The organism is Hyphomonas sp. UBA3195 (genome assembly GCF_002366485.1).
Lineage (GTDB): Bacteria > Pseudomonadota > Alphaproteobacteria > Caulobacterales > Hyphomonadaceae > Hyphomonas.
Genome location: NZ_DEXB01000026.1, coordinates 1 through 17,112 on the forward strand (window position 1 = coordinate 1; position 17,112 = coordinate 17,112).

Genomic DNA, 17,112 nt, shown 5'->3' on the forward strand with positions numbered 1-17,112 from the left:
GAGAGTGTGCAATTCATGGTCGCTCAGGGAGTTGAAGCGACGGGCGAAGCAGGCAATGGCAAGGTGCTGACGGTGATGCAACGCCGAATCGACAAGTCACTCAACGGTTTTACGCTCGGGACTCCCGAGGATCTCGAAGCCTTTGCAGAAGCAATGAAGGGATAGACAAGATGTTTGATCTTACCGGCCGTACGGCCCTCGTGACCGGTGCTTCCGGCGGAATTGGCCGCGCCATCGCACAAGCCTTGTCCGAAGCGGGCGCCAAAGTGGCTCTCTCCGGGACACGTGAGAACGTGCTGGAAGAAGTTGCCGGCACACTGAAAGGCGAGAGCGCCATCGTGCCCTGCAACCTGTCTGACGCGGAATCAGTCGATGGCCTTGTGGGCCGGGCTGAGGAAGCAATCGGCCCGCTCGACATTCTCGTCGCCAATGCCGGTATCACGCGCGACAAGCTGCTGATGCAGATGAAGGATGAAGACTGGAACGATGTTCTGTCGGTCAATCTGGGCAGTTATTTCCGCCTCACCAAGAGCTGTGTGCGAGGCATGATGAAGCGCCGCCACGGCCGGATTATCGGAATTACATCCATTGTCGGTGTTACCGGAAATCCGGGCCAAGCCAATTATTGCGCCTCCAAGGCTGGCATGATCGGATTTACCAAATCATTGGCCCAGGAAGTCGCCAGCCGCGGTATTACCGCCAATACGATTGCGCCCGGATTCATCGAATCACCCATGACGGAAGTGTTGCCGGAAAAGCAGAAAGACGCCCTTTTGGGACAGATTCCTGCAGGTCGTCTCGGCCAGGGTGCAGACATTGCCGCTGCAGCCATTTATCTTGCTTCAGACCAGGCTGCATATGTCACGGGACAGACAATCCACGTGAATGGCGGCATGGCAATGATCTGATTTCACTACAGCAAGCCCCACTCATAGGACTTGGCGCTCGTCCCCAGTGTATGCTAGGCGCAACACAATGGTTCGAATCTGGGCCAGTCCTCAGGCATTTTCAGAGAGGTACTCATGTCTGACGTTCTAGAACGCGTTAAAAAAATTGTTGTCGATAATCTCGACGTGGATGGTGACAAAGTTGTTGAGAGCGCAAGCTTCATCGACGACCTCGGCGCTGACTCTCTTGACCTCGTCGAGCTGGTCATGGCTTTCGAGGAAGAGTTCAACATTGAGATCCCGGATGATGTGCAGGAATCTATCCGCACAGTTGGTGATGCGGTAACGCACATCAAAGCCCACATCTAAGATTTCCAGGATTTCTATGTCAGATCGCCGCGTTGTTATTACCGGAATCGGGATTGTTTCACCCTTGGCCGCTGGCCGTGAGGCAACCTGGGAGCGCCTGCTTGAAGGCAAATCTGGGGCTGGACGTATTGATACGTTCGATCCCGAAGATATGCCGTGCAAGATTGCGTTTCAGGTTCCGTGGGTAACAGGCCGCGGCGGCGGCGAAGGAGATCCCCATGCGTTTGATCCGGCCAAATTCGTCTCCCCAAAAGAGATGCGTCGGATCGACGAATTCATTCTTTATGCGATCGCTGCAGCAGACGAAGCTGTAGAGGATGCCGGATGGAAGCCCGAGGATGACGAAGGTCAGGAGCGCACTGGCGTTCTCATCGGGTCCGGTATTGGTGGTCTTGAATCGATCTACAAGACTGCGATCACGCTTCATGAGAGCGGGCCGCGCAAGGTGAGCCCGTTCTTCATCCCTGCTGCTTTGATCAATCTGGCCTCTGGCCAGGTATCGATCCGGCACAAATTCAAAGGGCCCAACCATTCGGTGGTGACGGCCTGTGCTACCGGCGCTCACGCGATCGGCGACTCTGCCCGCCTCATCAAATATGGCGATGCGGATGTCATGGTTGCAGGCGGCGCCGAGGCTGTCATTGGCCGCATCGGTATCGCAGGGTTCTGCGCTGCCAAGGCTATGTCCACGAATTTCAATGATACGCCTGAAAAGGCCTCGCGCCCCTATGACAAGGACCGGGATGGCTTCGTCATGGGTGAAGGCGCCGCCATCGTCGTGCTCGAAGAGTACGAGCATGCAAAGGCACGCGGTGCGAAGATCTATGCGGAAGTCGCAGGCTACGGCCTGACGGGTGACGCCTATCACATCACGGCCCCTGCTGAAGGCGCGGAGGGTGGATACCGTGCCATGAAGATGGCGCTCAAGCATTCGGGCATGGACCTGTCAGAGATCGACTACGTCAACGCCCACGGCACATCGACCCCGAAGGGGGATGAAGGTGAAGCCGGTGCCGTAGAGCGGGCCTTCGGCGAGCATGCCAAGAACATGTCCATGTCGTCGACCAAGTCGGCCGTAGGACACTTGCTCGGCGCTGCCGGAGCCATCGAGAGTGCGTTTTGCGCACTCGCGATCCGCGACCAGGTGATGCCGCCGACCTTGAACCTCGACAATCCGAGCTTCGAGACTGTTCTGGACCTGATCCCGCACAAGGCCAAGAAGGGCCGGGTGCGTGCGGCCATGTCCAACAGCTTCGGCTTTGGCGGCACGAACGCATCGCTGGTTCTCAAGGAAGTTCAGTAAGCCTGTTTCTCCGGGCTGGGGTTGGCATGTAGGCTGGCACAGTCAGGATTCGCGAGGCGTTCATGAAATTCATCAAAGTCCTGCTTTCGGTGCTGGTGCTCCTGCTGTTTGTGGGTGGCGCAGCCCTTGGCGGCGGATGGCTCTGGTTCCAGAACGAAGTCTCGAAACCGGGCCCCTCCACAGAGCAGCACGTCTTCACGGTTGAGCCGGGCGAAACGTTGACCCGCGTAGCCTTGCGGCTGGAGCAGGACGGTATCGTGCAGGACGACCGTCTGGTACGCCTGAAGGCACGGCTCGACGGCACTGAACTTGCCATCAAGACCGGCGAATTCATTCTCGAGCCGCGCGCGAGTGTGACAGACGTGATGGATGTCCTGATTGAGGGCAAATCGGTCCTCCACAAGATAACGCTGCCGGAAGGCCGGACCACGTCACAATTACTAAAAATCCTTGAAGCTGACCCGATCCTTACTGGCGAGATGCCGGAGACGGAAATCGGTGAAGGCACGCTGCTCCCGGACACATACCTCTTTCAGCGCGGCACCACCCGCGCAGAACTGGTCGAGCGAATGCGCAAGGCACAAGCCGACATGTTGGCAGACCTGTGGCCCAGGCGCGCTGAAGGTCTGCCCATTTCAACGCCGGAAGAGGCGGTAATCCTTGCCTCCGTTGTCGAGAAGGAAACCGGTATCGCCGGAGAGCGCCCACAGATTGCTGGCCTGTTCGTTACCCGTCTGAAGCGAGGTATGCGTTTGGAGAGCGATCCGACGATCATCTACGGGATCTCCAGGGGTGAGCCCCTGTACAATCGTCGTGGAGAGCGCCGAACGCTCTATCGATCCGAGATCGACCGGAAGACGGACTGGAATACGTATCAGATTGATGGTCTGCCAAAGACGCCGATCTGCAATCCGGGCCGGGAGGCAATTGCGGCCGTCCTGAACCCCGATGAGACAGGCCACATCTTTTTCGTGGCAGACGGCAAGGGCGGCCATTTGTTCGCGAAGACGCTGGCCGAACACAATCGCAATGTCGCGGCCTATCGCAAATATGAACGCGAAGAAATCCAGAGGGAGCGGGCAGGGAAATGAAAAACCTATCCGGCATGACCGGCTTTGCCCGCGTCACAGGGGAAGCGGAATGGGGCGCTTGGGCTTGGGAGGCCAAGAGCGTGAATGGGCGAGGACTGGATGTAAGGGTGAACACCCCTCCCGGGTTTGATGCGTTGGAACGTGTGATCAAAGCCGCGGCTTCGAAACGGTTCAATCGCGGATCCCTTCAGGTCTCGCTCAGGATTGAACTTAGTGAACAGGCGGGGGGCGCCACGATCGATCAGGCCTTGCTGGACACATTGCTGGCGGCGGCGGAACAAGCGCACGGCGTTGGCATTTCCAGCGAAGCCATCGCCACCCTGATGACCGTAAAAGGCGTTGTGGAAATCGGATCCACAAACATACGGGACGTTGCGGCGAATTCGGACGTGATGGCTGAACTTGAATCTGCTGCGGGCGCGGCGCTTGCGGAGTTGGACGAGGCACGTCAGGCTGAGGGGCGCGCGCTGAAAGCGATGCTGTCAGACCTGGTCGACGAACTGGTATCGGCGACGGACACCGCTATCTCGCTCGCAGGGGACCAGCCTGCATTGCTCAAGGCACGGCTTACGAAGCAATTGGAAGAATTGGGGGCAGACCAGCAGGTGGAACCGGAACGGCTGGCAGCCGAACTCGCGCTGACCGCTGCGAAGGCCGATGTCCGCGAGGAGCTGGACCGTTTGCTCGCACACTTCGACTCTGCGCGAAAACTGCTTTCCGGTGGCTCACCGGTGGGCCGGAAGCTTGATTTTCTCGCCCAGGAACTCAACCGTGAAGCCAATACGCTCTGCTCGAAATCTGTTAGCCTTGATTTGACGAATGCCGGGCTCAGTCTCAAAGGAACCATAGACCAGTTCAAGGAGCAGGCAGCCAATGTCGAATAGTGGACATCCAAAGGATCATGGGCACCGCAGGGGGCTCATGCTGGTGCTGTCGAGCCCCTCAGGTGCAGGCAAGACAACGCTCGCGAAAAAATTGATCGAAGAGTTCGACGATGTGAATCTGTCCGTGTCGGCGACCACGCGTCCACCACGCCCCGGCGAAAACGACGGAAAAGACTATCACTTCCGGTCTGTCGACGAGTTTCATCACATGATCGAACGGCGGGAATTCCTGGAATGGGCGCACGTTTTCGACAAGTATTATGGAACGCCAAAGGCCGACACGGTCGCCAAGCTGGATGCGGGCGAGGATGTCTTGTTCGATGTGGACTGGCAGGGCGCCGATGCGCTGCACGACCAGATGCCAAACGATGTGGTATCGGTATTCATTCTCCCACCCAGCATCAGCGCGCTGGAGAAACGTCTCGCGGCCCGACCCGGCTCGACCCCGGAGATTGTTGCCCGCCGCATGGACGACGCCAAACGGGAGATCATGCATTGGCGCCGCTATGACTATGTGATTGTGAACGACGATCTTGAAGTGGCCTATCAAAGGCTACGACGCATATTGTTGACCGAGCGATTGAAACGGTTGCGTCAACTTGATCTTGAAGACCATGTGCGCACGCTTCTGGGAGAGGCGTGATGGAGCCGGAGGAGAAGCTTGGGAACGTAAAGGCTCGCCCAATTTGGTTGGTGGCGCTGATCCCGTTGCTCGGGATCGTCTGGGGCGCATGGTTTGTCGCCAAATACATCGCTTGAACAAATAAGCCCCGCAGCCAAGCTGCGGGGCTTTGTTCTGTAAGGCCTGAGATTATCAGGATTTCGACATGGCTTCCTGGAAGTTCTTGTCGACCGCTTCGATGAAGCCTTCAGTCGTCAGCCATTCCTGATCCGGACCGACGAGCAAGGCGAGGTCTTTTGTCATCTGGCCATTCTCGACCGTCTTGATGATGGTCTCTTCCAGCTTCTGGGCGAAGGCACGCACGTCTGGTGTGTCATCCATACGGCCGCGATGGTCGAGTCCGCGGGTCCAGGCAAAGATCGACGCAATCGAGTTGGTCGACGTGGCTTCGCCCTTCTGGTGGTTGCGGTAGTGACGCGTCACCGTGCCGTGTGCGGCTTCGGCTTCGACCGTGTTGCCATCCGGTGTCATCAGAACGGACGTCATGAGACCCAGCGAGCCGTAACCCTGGGCGACCGTGTCGGACTGGACATCGCCGTCATAGTTCTTACAGGCCCAGACATAGCCGCCGGACCATTTCATGGCCGCTGCGACCATGTCGTCGATCAGGCGATGTTCGTAGGTGCCGCCAAACTCGGCGAACTTGTCTGCGAATTCAGCGTCGAACACTTCCTGGAAAATGTCCTTGAAGCGGCCATCATAGGCTTTCAGGATCGTGTTCTTGGTCGACAGGTAGACCGGCCATTTGCGCTGCAGGCCGTAGTTCAGGCTGGCGCGCGCGAAGTCACGGATGGACTCGTCGAGATTGTACATGCCCATGGCGATACCGGAGGAAGGGAAGTCGAAGACTTCGAATTCCTTGGAATCGGATCCGTCGGATGCTTCCCATTTCATGGTCAGCTTGCCCTTGCCGGGAACGAGGAAGTCCGTGGCTTTGTATTGGTCACCAAAGGCGTGACGACCAACCACAACCGGCTTCGTCCAGCCTGGCACCAAACGTGGGACGTTGGAGATCACGATTGGTTCGCGGAAGACTACGCCGCCGAGAATGTTGCGGATCGTGCCATTTGGCGAACGCCACATCTTCTTCAGGCCAAACTCTTCAACGCGGGCTTCATCCGGTGTGATCGTGGCGCATTTGACAGCGACACCGTATTGTTTGGTTGCATTGGCTGCGTCGATGGTGATCTGGTCGTCCGTCTCATCACGCTTCTGGACCGACAGGTCGTAATACTTGAGGTCGATGTCGAGATAAGGATGGATCAGCCGGTCCTTGATCATCTGCCAGATGATGCGGGTCATTTCGTCCCCGTCCATCTCGACGATTGGATTTTTGACCTTGATTTTCGCCATGTTTGTATTCCCTGCGGTTGCACTATTCTCGCAGGGCTATAGCAGAGCCCACAGCCGCGTCAAAACAGGGAAAACCATGTCAGATCAGCGCAACCCCGCAATTATCCTTCATAGCCCCCAATTGGGTGAGAATATTGGCGCTGCGGCGCGTGTGATGCGCAATTTCGGCCTGACCGACCTTCGTCTGGTTACGCCGCGGGATGGCTGGCCGAATCCTGCCGCAGATACAATGTCTGCCGGGGCGTTCGAGTCGGGTGTGGTAGCGCGCGTCTTCGAGACTTTGCCAGACGCGCTGGAGGGCATCACCTGGCTCGCAGCAGCTACGGCGCGCCTACGCGGCATCGAAAAGCGCGTCGGGGATGCGGGCTCAGCTGCGGATACGGCGTTCGAGCGATTGGGGGGCGGTCAGTCGGCCATCATGTTCGGCGCTGAGAAATCAGGCCTGCCGAACGATGCCGTGGCTGTTGCAGACTTCCTGATGACCTATCCGGTCGATCCGGAGTTCAAGAGCCTCAACCTTGCTCAAGCTGTCTGTGTGTTCTGCGCAGAGTGGGGAAAGCGCCGCGAGCAATCGGATCTGGTGATCTCTCAGGACAAGGCGAAACTGGGCGAGCCAGCCCCGCGAGATGAGCTCTTCCGCATGTTCGAGCATTTCGAAGAGGAGTTGGAACGCGCCGGCTATTTCTTCCCGCCGGAAAAGACACCGCTCATGAAAGACAATTTGCGTGCTGCCCTTGTCCGGGCTGACTGGACGCGGCAGGAAGTGCAGACTTTCCGAGGCGCGATCAAGGCGCTCGCGCTTGGCCGGGGCAAGGCGCGCGTCAATCGCGATGACTGAGCACTCGCCGAATGTTGCCATTATCGGCGCTGGACCCGCTGGCCTGATGGCAGCAGAAATCCTGTCTGACGCCGGGTATGCCGTTTCACTCTATGAAGCCATGCCCAGCCCGGCACGGAAATTTCTGATGGCTGGCAAGAGCGGCCTTAACATTACCAATATGCGCGAGGGGGAAGCATTTACCTCGCGGTTTCCAAGTGTGGCACCCATGCTGAAAATTGCCCTTGGCGAATTTGGGCCAGCAGCCATTGCGGAATGGATGCGGGCTCTCGGTGTCGAGGCGACAATTGGGCCAACGGGCCGGGTGTTCCCGGTACAAATGAAAGCATCGCCGCTCCTGAGGGCGTGGCTTGCACGGCTGCAGTCGCACGGCGTCCAGCTACATACACGGCATCGATGGGCGGGATGGAGCGACGATTTTGACATGATCTTTGACACTCCAGAGGGGCCAATATCTGTACAATCAGACACACAGATATTTGCTCTGGGCGGAGGAAGCTGGAAGCGGCTCGGCTCGGATGGGAGTTGGCCATCTGTGTTCGCCGAGAGGGGCATACACACAGAGCCTTTCCGGCCGTCCAATTGCGGCTTCATCGTCGACTGGTCAGACCGTGTCAGGACGGAATTTGTCGGAACGCCCGTGAAGAATGTTGCTGTTCGTTTCGGGGACCAGACCAGCCGGGAAGAATTCGTTGTGACCGACCGGGGCGTGGAAAGTGGTGCGATCTTCACGCTGTCACTCGCCGTACGCGACAGGGTGGAGAATAACGGGAAGGCGACTTTGGAGATTGATCTTGCGCCCGACCTCTCGGAGGAAGCTCTGGTCAGCCGTCTGAAACAAGACCGGGGAAAACAGTCGCTTTCAAACCATCTCCGCAAAGCAGCAAACCTGAAAGGCGTGAAGCGCGCATTGTTGCTCGAGTTTGGTGGGTTGGATGTCTCCAATGAGCCGGAACGTCTGGCCCGACTGATCAAATGTCTGCCGATCCCGCTTGCAAAGCCTTTCCCGCTGGATGAAGCGATCTCCACGGCGGGCGGCGTCTCTTTCGATGTGCTGGACGATCAATTCATGGTGAAGGAACAGCCTGGCATGTTCTGCGCGGGCGAGATGCTGGACTGGGACGCGCCCACAGGCGGTTATCTGCTGACGGCCTGCATGGCCACCGGACGCGCGGCCGGGTTGGGCGCGGTCCGGTGGCTCAGATCACAGGTATAGTCGTTAGCGGCCCTTCCAGACGGGCGCACGTTTTTCGATGAACGCTTTCGGGCCTTCCTTGAAGTCTTCCGTCCCGACAATGCCGGCAAATGCCTTGCCGCTGTCTTTCCAGAGCTCGTCATCCGTCTTGCTGGTTGCATCCATCGCCACGGCGCGGCTGGCGGCGACAGCGAGCGGTGCGTTGGCGGTGATCCTTGCGGCAAGCGCTTCGGCTTCGCCCATCACTTCGGATTCTGGCACAACCTTGTTGACCATACCGAGTTCATAGGCCCGCTGTGACGGAAGTGGGTCACCTGTCAGGATGGCTTCAAGCGCGACAGCGCGCCCGACAGCGCGGGGCAAGCGGAACAGGCCGCCAGCTCCGGCGACGAGGGAGCGTTTTACTTCCGGAAGACCGAAATTCGTGTTGTCCGCGCAAATGATCATGTCACACGAAAGGGCGATCTCGGTGCCGCCTGCGAGGGCAGATCCTGTAATGGCCGCGATCAGTGGCTTGGTCCGTTCGCGACGTGCGATTCCTGCAAACCCGCCTTTCTTCGTGGACAGGCCAGCACCATTCCCTGCGGAGATCTCCTTGAGGTCTGCGCCGGCACAAAATGCCTTGCCGACGGCAGTGAGAATGCCGACCCAGACTTCCGGATCAGATTCCATTTGGTCGATCGCGGCTTCCATAGTGCTTGCCATTTCGGCGTTGATGGCGTTGCGTGCCTCGGGTCGGTTCATGGTGATGATCGCGACATTGCCTTGTTTCTTGTACTCGACGGGCATGAGTGTCCTCCTTTGACTACAGCCAGCGCTAACAGGCTTTCCCCAACGTTCTGCAAGACAGACTTCGGTTTCATATTGCCAGCCCTTGGGGAAGCTGTTCGAGAGTTAGCTTATGGATTTGACATTGAGCCCCGAATACGCCGCGTTTCGTGACCAGGTCGCAGAAACGCTGAAAGCCAACGCCCATCTTGCGCCGGGCCCTGACGACAAAGGCCTGAAGCATCCGAAACGTCTCGCCTGGCAGGAGTTCCTGATCCGGGAAGGCCTGACGGCGCGTACCATTCCCACCGAATACGGCGGGTATGGCGCCGAGCCCGATATCCTGAAATCCCGGATCATTGCCGAAGAGTTCGCGCGTTCCGGGGTGCCACGGCCGCTCGCCGGTCAGGGCATTTCGATGCTGGTGCCGACATTGCTTGAACTCGGAACACCGGAACAGAAAGAGGCGTACATTGAGCGGACGCTCAAGGGAGAGCTGATCTGGTGCCAAGGGTACTCGGAGCCGGGCGCGGGATCTGATCTTGCGGCGCTGCGCACGCGCGCAGTCGAGGATGGCGATGACTTCGTCATCAATGGTCAGAAGATCTGGACCTCCACGGCGCGCCAGGCCGACATGATGTTCTGTCTCGTCCGAACTGATCCGGATGCCAAGAAGCATCATGGCATCACCTATATCCTGTTCCCGATGGATACGCCCGGCATCGAAGTACGCCCACTTGTCGATATGACCGGTTCGGCAAACTTCAACGAGGTCTTCTTCACCGATGTACGAGTGCCGAAAAGCGGCGTCGTGTTCGAGGTGAATAAGGGCTGGCAAGTCGCCAACGCAACGCTCACTCACGAGCGGGGCATGCTGGGGGACCCGAATGCCACCAAGGCCCGGTTCATCGAACTGGTCGAGCTGATGAAGGTTGAAACCGTAAACGGGCAACGCCTGATCGACAATCCGGTGCTGCGTGATCGGCTCATGACGCTGCAGGCCGAAGTCTACGCCATGCAGGCCAATGGGCTGAGGATCACAACAAACAGGCTCAAGGGCGAGGCGGCGGGGCTGGCAGGCCTGGTCGTGAAGCTTCAGGGCTGCGAACTCAATCACCAGATTGCGGCCTTGGCCATCGATGCGCTGGGCGAACTTGGCATCCTCTATGAGGAGGGCGAGCATTTGAGGTCCGGCGGGGCCTGGCAGTGGCGCTACATGTATGATCTCGGACTGATCATCGGTGGCGGTACGGCTCAGATTCAGAAGAACATTATTGCGGAACGCGGGCTTGGCATGCCGCGCGAACCCCGGCTGGCGAGGAGTTAAATCAATGGAATTCGGACTCTCAGAAGACCAGGTGATGTTGCAGGAAACCGTTCGCCGCTTCGTCGCCGAAGAAGTGTCGCTCGATCTTGTTCGCCAGATTGCAGAGGGCGAAATCCAAGTCGCTGAAACGCTTGCTGCTAATCTGGCCGCGCTGGGTCTCGATGGGCTACTTGTGCCGGAGAAAGATGGAGGGTCGGGGCTCGGTGTGCTCGACGCGGCCCTTGTCCAGGAGTGCTTCGGATACGGTATTGTTCCCGCACGTTTCTTATCGAACTCTGTCGCAGCCTATGCGTTGCGTGACTCTGGTTCCAGCATTCTGAACGACATTGCGAACAACGATGCGCGCTTCGGCATAGCCCTTAACGATTTTCTTTCGAGACGGGATGGTTCTGGCCTGTCGATTCGTGACGAGGCCGTCTCCGGGGCATCACTCATGGCCATGGACGTCGCGCGTTCGACTCACTTGCTTTTTCTGGCGAATGACACGGTCCGGATCGGTCGGGCCGGTTCTGCAGAACAGGTCAAGACGATCGACCGTACGCGTGAATTTTCGAAGGTCACAATTACCTCGTTCGAGCAGCAAATTACGGGAGCCGAAGTCGAAAAGACGTTCGCCGTAGCTTGCATTCTTCTTGCCGCTGACACGCTCGGTGCCGCCCAATGCATGTTGGACAAGGCCGTTGCCTATGCGGGGGATCGCCAGCAGTTCGGTCGCGTGATTGGCTCTTTTCAGGCGGTGAAGCATCTTTGCGCTGAAATGGCGGCGAAACTTGAACCTGCACGCGCGTTGATATGGCACGCCGCTCATGCGTTGGACGTTGAGGATGATGAAGCGCTAGCGATGGCGTTTCTCGCCAAGGCGCATATGGCAGAAGTCGGAACCTTCATTGCCAAAACGTCTACGGAAGTACATGGCGGAATGGGCTTCACGGATCTCGTTGGCCTGCATTACTGGTACAAGCGAATTGGTGTAAACCGCCAGATCATGGGGTCGCCAATGGCGCTCAGGGAACTGGCTGCCCAGCAGCAGGGGCTGGTCGCATAGGTTAGCACATACGCGTGACATCAACTTGGCGGAACCATTCGCTTTGGTCGGCTGCGAAAATGTGGTGGAGCCACTCCAGAAAGCAACCTCCATTTTTTAACTTTCTGACGCGTGGCGTATGGTAGAGCCAGATGTCTATCGCAGGAGACCGAGGCGCCGGACATACAACGAGATCGGGAAAACGATCAGCTATGTGGGTAGGTAACAAGGCTGGCGCTATTGCGGACTTGCAGAATGATACCATTGTCTCCAATGTGTTCATGCGGCGCATCATGTCGAGACCCGGGAAGCTGTTTCCAGATATCTGAAGAAGTTCAGAGTAGGGACTATGGACAAGAGCTTTTCTCCTTGCCAGGTCGGATAGTGACGATGGCATTGCGTGATCCTTTTCCCATTCGGCCGATACGAAGCCGGCATAGTGCGATCTGCCAATACGACTGACCATCAGGTCAGACTCGGTTGGTTGCAGCCCCTGAATGGCGATGTCTCCCGCCAGGTCGTGAAAATCAGATGGTGAATCGCTGATTGTGAGATCGACGATCGTATCGGGATTGCTCAGTTGGAACTGCGCAAGACGAGGTGCGATCCAGTAAAGAGCTATCGCCTCACTGCAGACAAGCTGGATGTGCGTTCCTGAATCATTTGCTGCACTACAGACTTCGTTCTGAGCGGCTTCGATCGTGTCCGCGACAAGGTCGGCGTGTCGCAGTAGCGCGTCTCCCGCCTTCGTCAGGATTACCCCCGTGTGGTTCCGCCTGAATAGCTCTGTATGCAGCGTGGATTCGAGCTCGGTTATCCTGCGGCTGATCGTTGGCAATGAGACGCCAAGCAGGGATGCGGCAGCGCTCATACTGCAAGTCCGTGCCACCGCGCGGAAGATTCTCAACCGGTCCCAGTCAAACTGATCGAACGAGCCTTGACTGCCTTGCGCGTGTGAAAGCCCCCGTTTCATTTTGTGCTGAAGTCACCCGCCCAAATTCATGTCATGAAAATTAACCATATAATGGAGAATTTTCATGAATGCAACTCAGGCTAGAAATAGGGCAAGGGCGGATATTGAACCTGAGGTACTTGCTGCGCGGGCAAGAGATTTTGGGTTTCGGCTCGCAGACCGCGACGAACTCCAAGCCGCCATTTCCATGGCGGAATCGCTGATTGACGGAAAGCTAGCGTCAGTCGATGCGATTTCGGCGATGAACGTTCAAACCGGTATGACGGCATGGGTGACGGGAGATCCGGTTGACGGCATTTTCCTGACCATACCGCTATCTGCGGAAGGCGAAGCTGCCGTCAGGAATGGTTCTTATGTGCCTGCGGCGCCGTCGTCTGAGCATTTGGCAACGCAGGGCAAGGATATCGCGGCATTTTATGTCGGCGTCTATGCGGGCAGTTCGCGGGAAGCGCGAAAAAAAATCATGACGGCGTCCGCTGTTCTTCGTGTGGAAATGTTCGGTGTGTTTCCCGCCTATGCGCGAGGCGCCACGGAGGACGGACGGCGCTCCATGTTGAGCTTGGGGTTTCAAGAATTTGAAGGGGGGCTCCCAGATTTGTTTATCCAGCCGCCATTCCAGACGGTTTTGGACCAGACATCATGAGCCAGATCCAAAACAAGATCGGAGAGTCTGTGCTTCTCCGCCGCGTGCCGCCTGAAGCTTATCTCGAATACTCAACAGAAATTGTAAGAACTCTCGATGGTTTCCATCAGATCAGCGCCATTCGATCTGCCGTCTTTCTCAGCGAACAGGATTGTCCATATGAGGAAGAATTTGACGGCAACGACTTCTGCGCAACACATCTCCTTCTGAAGGCGAAAGGGCGTCCGGTCGGGACATTACGCATTCGCTGGTTCGCGGAGTTTGCGAAGCTGGAACGGATCGCCTTGCTGCCGTGTGAGCGCGGGCGCGTCGGATTGCGCGTACTCTTGGCAACCGGTTTCGAGATAGTTTCGCGTAAAGGGTATGAGAGGATGATTGGCCAAATTCAGTCGCGCCTCTGGCCGGTCTGGTCCCGAACCTTCAAATGTCGTTTGATTGAGGGTCGGCCGGCATTCTGGTTCTCGGATTACGAATATCGCGAGATCGAAATCCCAATTCCCCGCCATCCGTTAGCGCTGCGAATGCAAGAAGACCCTTACCGCATCATCCGCCCCGAGGGTGCATGGGACGAACCCGGTGTTCTGGAAACCTCGGTTGCCAGATCGCAATCCAATGAACAAGCGGCATGAATGTGCGGAAAGTCTGGAATGGTGCCCGGGGGCGGAATCGAACCACCGACACGCGGATTTTCAATCCGCTGCTCTACCCCTGAGCTACCCGGGCGGGCCACTGGGGAAGCGCGGTATCTAACGAAGGGTTTTGAACTTGTCCATGCTGTTTTCAGTCATCCTCTGACATCTCTTGACCCGGCACCTCATCTGCCACATCCGCCGGTGCGCCTGGAATGGCATATCCTTCAGACAACCATTTGTTCAGGTCGACATCGGCGCAGCGTTTTGAACAGAAGGGCCGGTACTGCGCAGAGACAGGATTCTTGCGGCATTGGGAACATTTCGGTTGGACGGATTTGGGGGACACAGGTTTACTCATGCGGTCTGATATACTGTGGGCATCGGCTTCGTCGAGGCAAGATATGTGAAGCGTTGACCATACTTGTCTGACAGCTTGTCCAGAAGGGGCGCACCCGTCTTGTCCAGCCAGACCTTGGCCTGGCCTGGCAATTCAAGGGTCAGCTTGTGCATCGGATTTTGCTTGGCTGTGCGCTCCAATAGTCTCAACCCCGTCAGCGCAAGTGTCTCGTCGGTAGGGTTACCGCGAGAATCGAGCGTGCGTTCATGAAGCGGCGTTTCGCGCCAAGGCAGCGCGATTTCCATCAAGCCGAGTTTGGACGGTGCCAAGACGGTGGTGGTATGAAGACCAACCTCTTCCAGGCAGGACTTCATCGTATCCTGAACCTTCTTACGAGATCCGGTATTGAGGGGCGCGACACAATCAAGGATGACAAGACCGCCGAGGCTACGGAGGCCTACCTGTCGGGCCAGCTCTCGGGCAGCATCAAGATTGAGCTGAAGCGCGCGGCTCGCCGCGCTACCCTTGCTTTGCCGCCCGGCGCTATCAATATCGACCACTGTCAGAGCCCTGGCGCGCTCGATGCACAGACGCCCTCCCTTCGGGATGGTCACAACTGTCGACGAGGCTTCGTCAAACGCCGCTTGAATGCGGTCATCACCGATCTCCACATCGTGAATTGGTGCTTCGCGCCATGAGTTGTTGTCTGCTGCTGGGATGCGCGTGTCGGTCATCGACACGCGAGGCAGCTTGTCTTTTCGTGCCTCTGCCATGACCGTCACGTCTACAGACTGACCTTCTGTAAGTCCGTGGTCTGCTGGCAAGCGCAGGAACGCCTCAGCCTTACCGGCCGTCTCGACAAATGCGCCGCCTTGTTCGGGTTGTAGCGATCGGATCCGGGCAGGGGCCTGCGCGCCCAGGGTCAGCTGTGTCTCGCTGTCGGACCAACGTGTGATCTTGAGTGCGACAGGTCGGCCCGTATCGTCCAGCAAGACTTGGCGCGTTTCGCCAACACAGACTTCGCGCAGGATTCGGATCGGTTAATCCCCCGCAATCATGGCGATTAGGGCTGACGTAACCGCGTCGTCCGCCGCTGCGGTACCTTCGACTGCTGGCTTGAGACGTGATGCCATCGTCTTGCCTCGTTCCACACCCCATTGGTCAAACGGGTTGAGCTGCCACAAATGCCCGGCGAGATAGGTCCGATGCTCATACAGGGCCACCAGTGCGCCGAATGCCGCTGGCCCGAACGTATTGTGTACGAGGAAGGTGGATGCGCGACCACCCGCATGGACCTTCTGGCGTGCGACTTCGTCTGACAAATCAGGCTCTTCCTGTTTGACTTCATCGAAGCTCCGTCCATTCGCGAGCACTTCGGCCTGCGCCAAGGCATGAGCTGTCAGAGCGTTAATGCCTTCCGGATCCCGGCTGCGATCTGGAGCGAGGATGAATTCGCAAGGCACGTTTTGTGAGCCCTGGTGTAGCCATTGATGGTAGGAGTGCTGGCCAACCGATCCTTCGCCGCCCCAGAGCGCCGGAGCGGTTGCACCAGATACCATTGTGCCCGTCGGGCCAACCGTCTTGCCATTTGATTCCATTTCAAGCTGTTGCAGATAGGTCGGCAACATTCGCAACCGGTTCGCATATGCGAGCAGGACGCGCATCTTTTCGTTCCGAATTGTCGCGTTCCAATAGTCGAGCAGGGCCAGGCGCATGGCGGCATTCTCTTCGAGTGGAGCCGACCGGACATGCGCATCCATCTCGGCGGCGCCTTTCAATATGCCCTCGAACGTGTCTGCGCCGAGATAGATCATGCAAGCCAGTGATGCTGCCGACCAGAGCGAGAAACGCCCACCCACTGACAGGGGCATATCAAACACATGTGCTTCTCGGCCATTCAGCCAAGCCTTGGCGCGATCCGGATTTGCTGTAACCAACGCGAGATGCTGTTGCGATTGATCACCAACAGATTCTTCAAGCCATGTCCGGGCTCGGGCGAGATTGTAGAGGGTCTCCTCGGTACCAAAGGATTTGGAGACGCCGATGACCAGCGTGCGCGTCGGGTCAAGCCCATGCATGGCGCGGTCCAGGTCAAAGGGGTCGACATTCGCGCAGAAGCGGAGATCGATATTGCCCGAGGCTTTGTCCTCGAACGCGTCGACGATCAGGCGAGGACCGAAATCAGACCCGCCGATGCCGATGTGGAGAACGGCATTGAAAGGTAGGCCAGTCGAACTCGTCACGCTGCCTGAAACAACATCCCGCGCAAAGGAGAGGGCGGGCAGAACGCTTTGCCTGACTGTCTCGGCCTCGCCTGACAATTCGGACTGCGCGCGCAATGCCCAATGCAGGGCGGGGCGCCTCTCCGAAGGGTTCACGATATCACCAGCGAACAAGCTGTCTGCAGCCGATTGAAGGTCGGAGACACGCCCAAACTGAAGCAATCCTGCTTCTGCTTCGGCGTCCAGATAGTGTCGGGAAAGGTCAATGGACCAACCTGCGGCGCGCAGCGGAGCAGAAGATGCACGCGCATCTGCGAGCGTCTTCAGAGAAGTCTGGCTTACCCGGTCGGCATGAGGCTTGAGGTCGGTGGTCATGTCATTGTCCTAGCGTAAGTTCTGGCTGTTTCCGCTTATCCGGGGTTTCCGACCGGGGCAAGACTGGAAACTAGACCGCAGTGAACTGGCATTTGCGTGCTTGAAACCCACGCCGCACATGGCTATGAGGCGCGTTTAACAGGCTATTCGGCCTGGTGTTCATGCGTCCGGCGGGCCGGACACCTAATTTGAATAAAGGAGAGGCCCGA

General features: G+C 57.8%; 18 protein-coding genes and 1 tRNA gene. 12 read left to right on the forward strand and 7 right to left on the reverse strand.

Annotation, left to right across the window (positions count from 1 at the left end):
- Nucleotides 1-170: 170 nt before the first annotated feature.
- From fabG to gmk, 6 genes are all read left to right on the forward strand, one after another.
- Nucleotides 171-908 (forward strand): 3-oxoacyl-[acyl-carrier-protein] reductase, encoded by a 738-nt coding sequence (gene fabG, locus B2344_RS08485; protein WP_206990530.1) that lies wholly within the window; start codon nt 171-173, stop codon nt 906-908.
- A gap of 114 nt (nt 909-1,022) precedes the next feature.
- Nucleotides 1,023-1,256, forward strand: a complete 234-nt coding sequence (locus B2344_RS08490; protein ID WP_027839729.1) for an acyl carrier protein — start codon at nt 1,023-1,025, stop codon at nt 1,254-1,256.
- Nucleotides 1,257-1,272: 16 nt separating this feature from the next.
- Nucleotides 1,273-2,559, forward strand: a complete 1,287-nt coding sequence (gene fabF / locus B2344_RS08495; protein WP_290485007.1) for a beta-ketoacyl-ACP synthase II — start codon at nt 1,273-1,275, stop codon at nt 2,557-2,559.
- Between the two features lie 62 nt (nt 2,560-2,621).
- A complete protein-coding gene (gene mltG / locus B2344_RS08500; RefSeq protein WP_290485008.1) occupies nt 2,622-3,650 on the forward strand; it encodes an endolytic transglycosylase MltG in 1,029 nt (342 codons plus the stop codon).
- The gene (locus B2344_RS08505; RefSeq protein ID WP_290479474.1) at nt 3,647-4,534 is read left to right on the forward strand and encodes a YicC/YloC family endoribonuclease; all 888 of its coding nucleotides are present in this window, start codon (nt 3,647-3,649) and stop codon (nt 4,532-4,534) included. The genes mltG and B2344_RS08505 overlap by 4 nt, the downstream gene beginning before the upstream one ends.
- Nucleotides 4,524-5,177 (forward strand): guanylate kinase, encoded by a 654-nt coding sequence (gene gmk / locus B2344_RS08510; RefSeq protein WP_290483771.1) that lies wholly within the window; start codon nt 4,524-4,526, stop codon nt 5,175-5,177. The genes B2344_RS08505 and gmk overlap by 11 nt, the downstream gene beginning before the upstream one ends.
- A 171-nt stretch (nt 5,178-5,348) precedes the next feature.
- Here the strand turns inward: gmk and B2344_RS08515 are convergent, their stop codons facing one another.
- Nucleotides 5,349-6,569 (reverse strand): NADP-dependent isocitrate dehydrogenase, encoded by a 1,221-nt coding sequence (locus B2344_RS08515; protein ID WP_034815359.1) that lies wholly within the window; start codon nt 6,567-6,569, stop codon nt 5,349-5,351.
- 76 nt (nt 6,570-6,645) lie between these two features.
- Between B2344_RS08515 and B2344_RS08520 the strand changes: the two genes are divergently transcribed.
- Nucleotides 6,646-7,407 carry an RNA methyltransferase gene (locus B2344_RS08520; RefSeq protein WP_290485009.1) on the forward strand — a complete coding sequence of 254 codons (762 nt, stop codon included), beginning with the start codon at nt 6,646-6,648 and terminating at the stop codon, nt 7,405-7,407.
- Nucleotides 7,400-8,623, forward strand: coding sequence for a TIGR03862 family flavoprotein (locus B2344_RS08525; RefSeq protein ID WP_290485010.1), 1,224 nt, complete (start codon nt 7,400-7,402; stop codon nt 8,621-8,623). Before B2344_RS08520 ends, B2344_RS08525 begins: the two co-directional genes overlap by 8 nt.
- A 3-nt stretch (nt 8,624-8,626) precedes the next feature.
- On the opposite strand, the gene B2344_RS08530 is transcribed toward B2344_RS08525, so the two are convergent.
- Nucleotides 8,627-9,391 (reverse strand): crotonase/enoyl-CoA hydratase family protein, encoded by a 765-nt coding sequence (locus B2344_RS08530; RefSeq protein WP_206990523.1) that lies wholly within the window; start codon nt 9,389-9,391, stop codon nt 8,627-8,629.
- A gap of 112 nt (nt 9,392-9,503) precedes the next feature.
- Between B2344_RS08530 and B2344_RS08535 the strand changes: the two genes are divergently transcribed.
- Nucleotides 9,504-10,697 carry an acyl-CoA dehydrogenase family protein gene (locus B2344_RS08535; protein WP_290485011.1) on the forward strand — a complete coding sequence of 398 codons (1,194 nt, stop codon included), beginning with the start codon at nt 9,504-9,506 and terminating at the stop codon, nt 10,695-10,697.
- A gap of 4 nt (nt 10,698-10,701) precedes the next feature.
- The gene (locus B2344_RS08540) at nt 10,702-11,742 is read left to right on the forward strand and encodes an acyl-CoA dehydrogenase family protein (RefSeq protein WP_290485012.1); all 1,041 of its coding nucleotides are present in this window, start codon (nt 10,702-10,704) and stop codon (nt 11,740-11,742) included.
- A gap of 1 nt (nt 11,743) precedes the next feature.
- Here B2344_RS08540 and B2344_RS08545 read toward each other — a convergent pair whose 3' ends face one another.
- On the reverse strand, nt 11,744-12,694 hold the full coding sequence (locus B2344_RS08545; protein ID WP_290482893.1) for a LysR family transcriptional regulator: 951 nt from the start codon (nt 12,692-12,694) through the stop codon (nt 11,744-11,746).
- Nucleotides 12,695-12,881: 187 nt separating this feature from the next.
- Between B2344_RS08545 and B2344_RS08550 the strand changes: the two genes are divergently transcribed.
- A complete protein-coding gene (locus B2344_RS08550) occupies nt 12,882-13,337 on the forward strand; it encodes a hypothetical protein (protein ID WP_290479468.1) in 456 nt (151 codons plus the stop codon).
- Nucleotides 13,334-13,966: a GNAT family N-acetyltransferase gene (locus tag B2344_RS08555; protein WP_290482894.1), complete on the forward strand. Its 633-nt coding sequence runs from the start codon at nt 13,334-13,336 to the stop codon at nt 13,964-13,966. The genes B2344_RS08550 and B2344_RS08555 overlap by 4 nt, the downstream gene beginning before the upstream one ends.
- Before the next feature lie 19 nt (nt 13,967-13,985).
- Here the strand turns inward: B2344_RS08555 and B2344_RS08560 are convergent.
- From B2344_RS08560 to pgi, 4 genes are all read right to left on the reverse strand, one after another.
- A tRNA-Phe gene (locus B2344_RS08560) sits at nt 13,986-14,060 on the reverse strand.
- Between the two features lie 57 nt (nt 14,061-14,117).
- On the reverse strand, nt 14,118-14,327 hold the full coding sequence (locus tag B2344_RS08565; RefSeq protein ID WP_206990518.1) for a DNA gyrase inhibitor YacG: 210 nt from the start codon (nt 14,325-14,327) through the stop codon (nt 14,118-14,120).
- Nucleotides 14,324-15,298: a ribonuclease E/G gene (locus tag B2344_RS08570; protein WP_290485013.1), complete on the reverse strand. Its 975-nt coding sequence runs from the start codon at nt 15,296-15,298 to the stop codon at nt 14,324-14,326. The genes B2344_RS08565 and B2344_RS08570 overlap by 4 nt, the downstream gene beginning before the upstream one ends.
- Nucleotides 15,299-15,346: 48 nt before the next feature.
- Nucleotides 15,347-16,903 (reverse strand): glucose-6-phosphate isomerase, encoded by a 1,557-nt coding sequence (gene pgi, locus B2344_RS08575; protein ID WP_290485014.1) that lies wholly within the window; start codon nt 16,901-16,903, stop codon nt 15,347-15,349.
- Nucleotides 16,904-17,112: the final 209 nt, after the last annotated feature.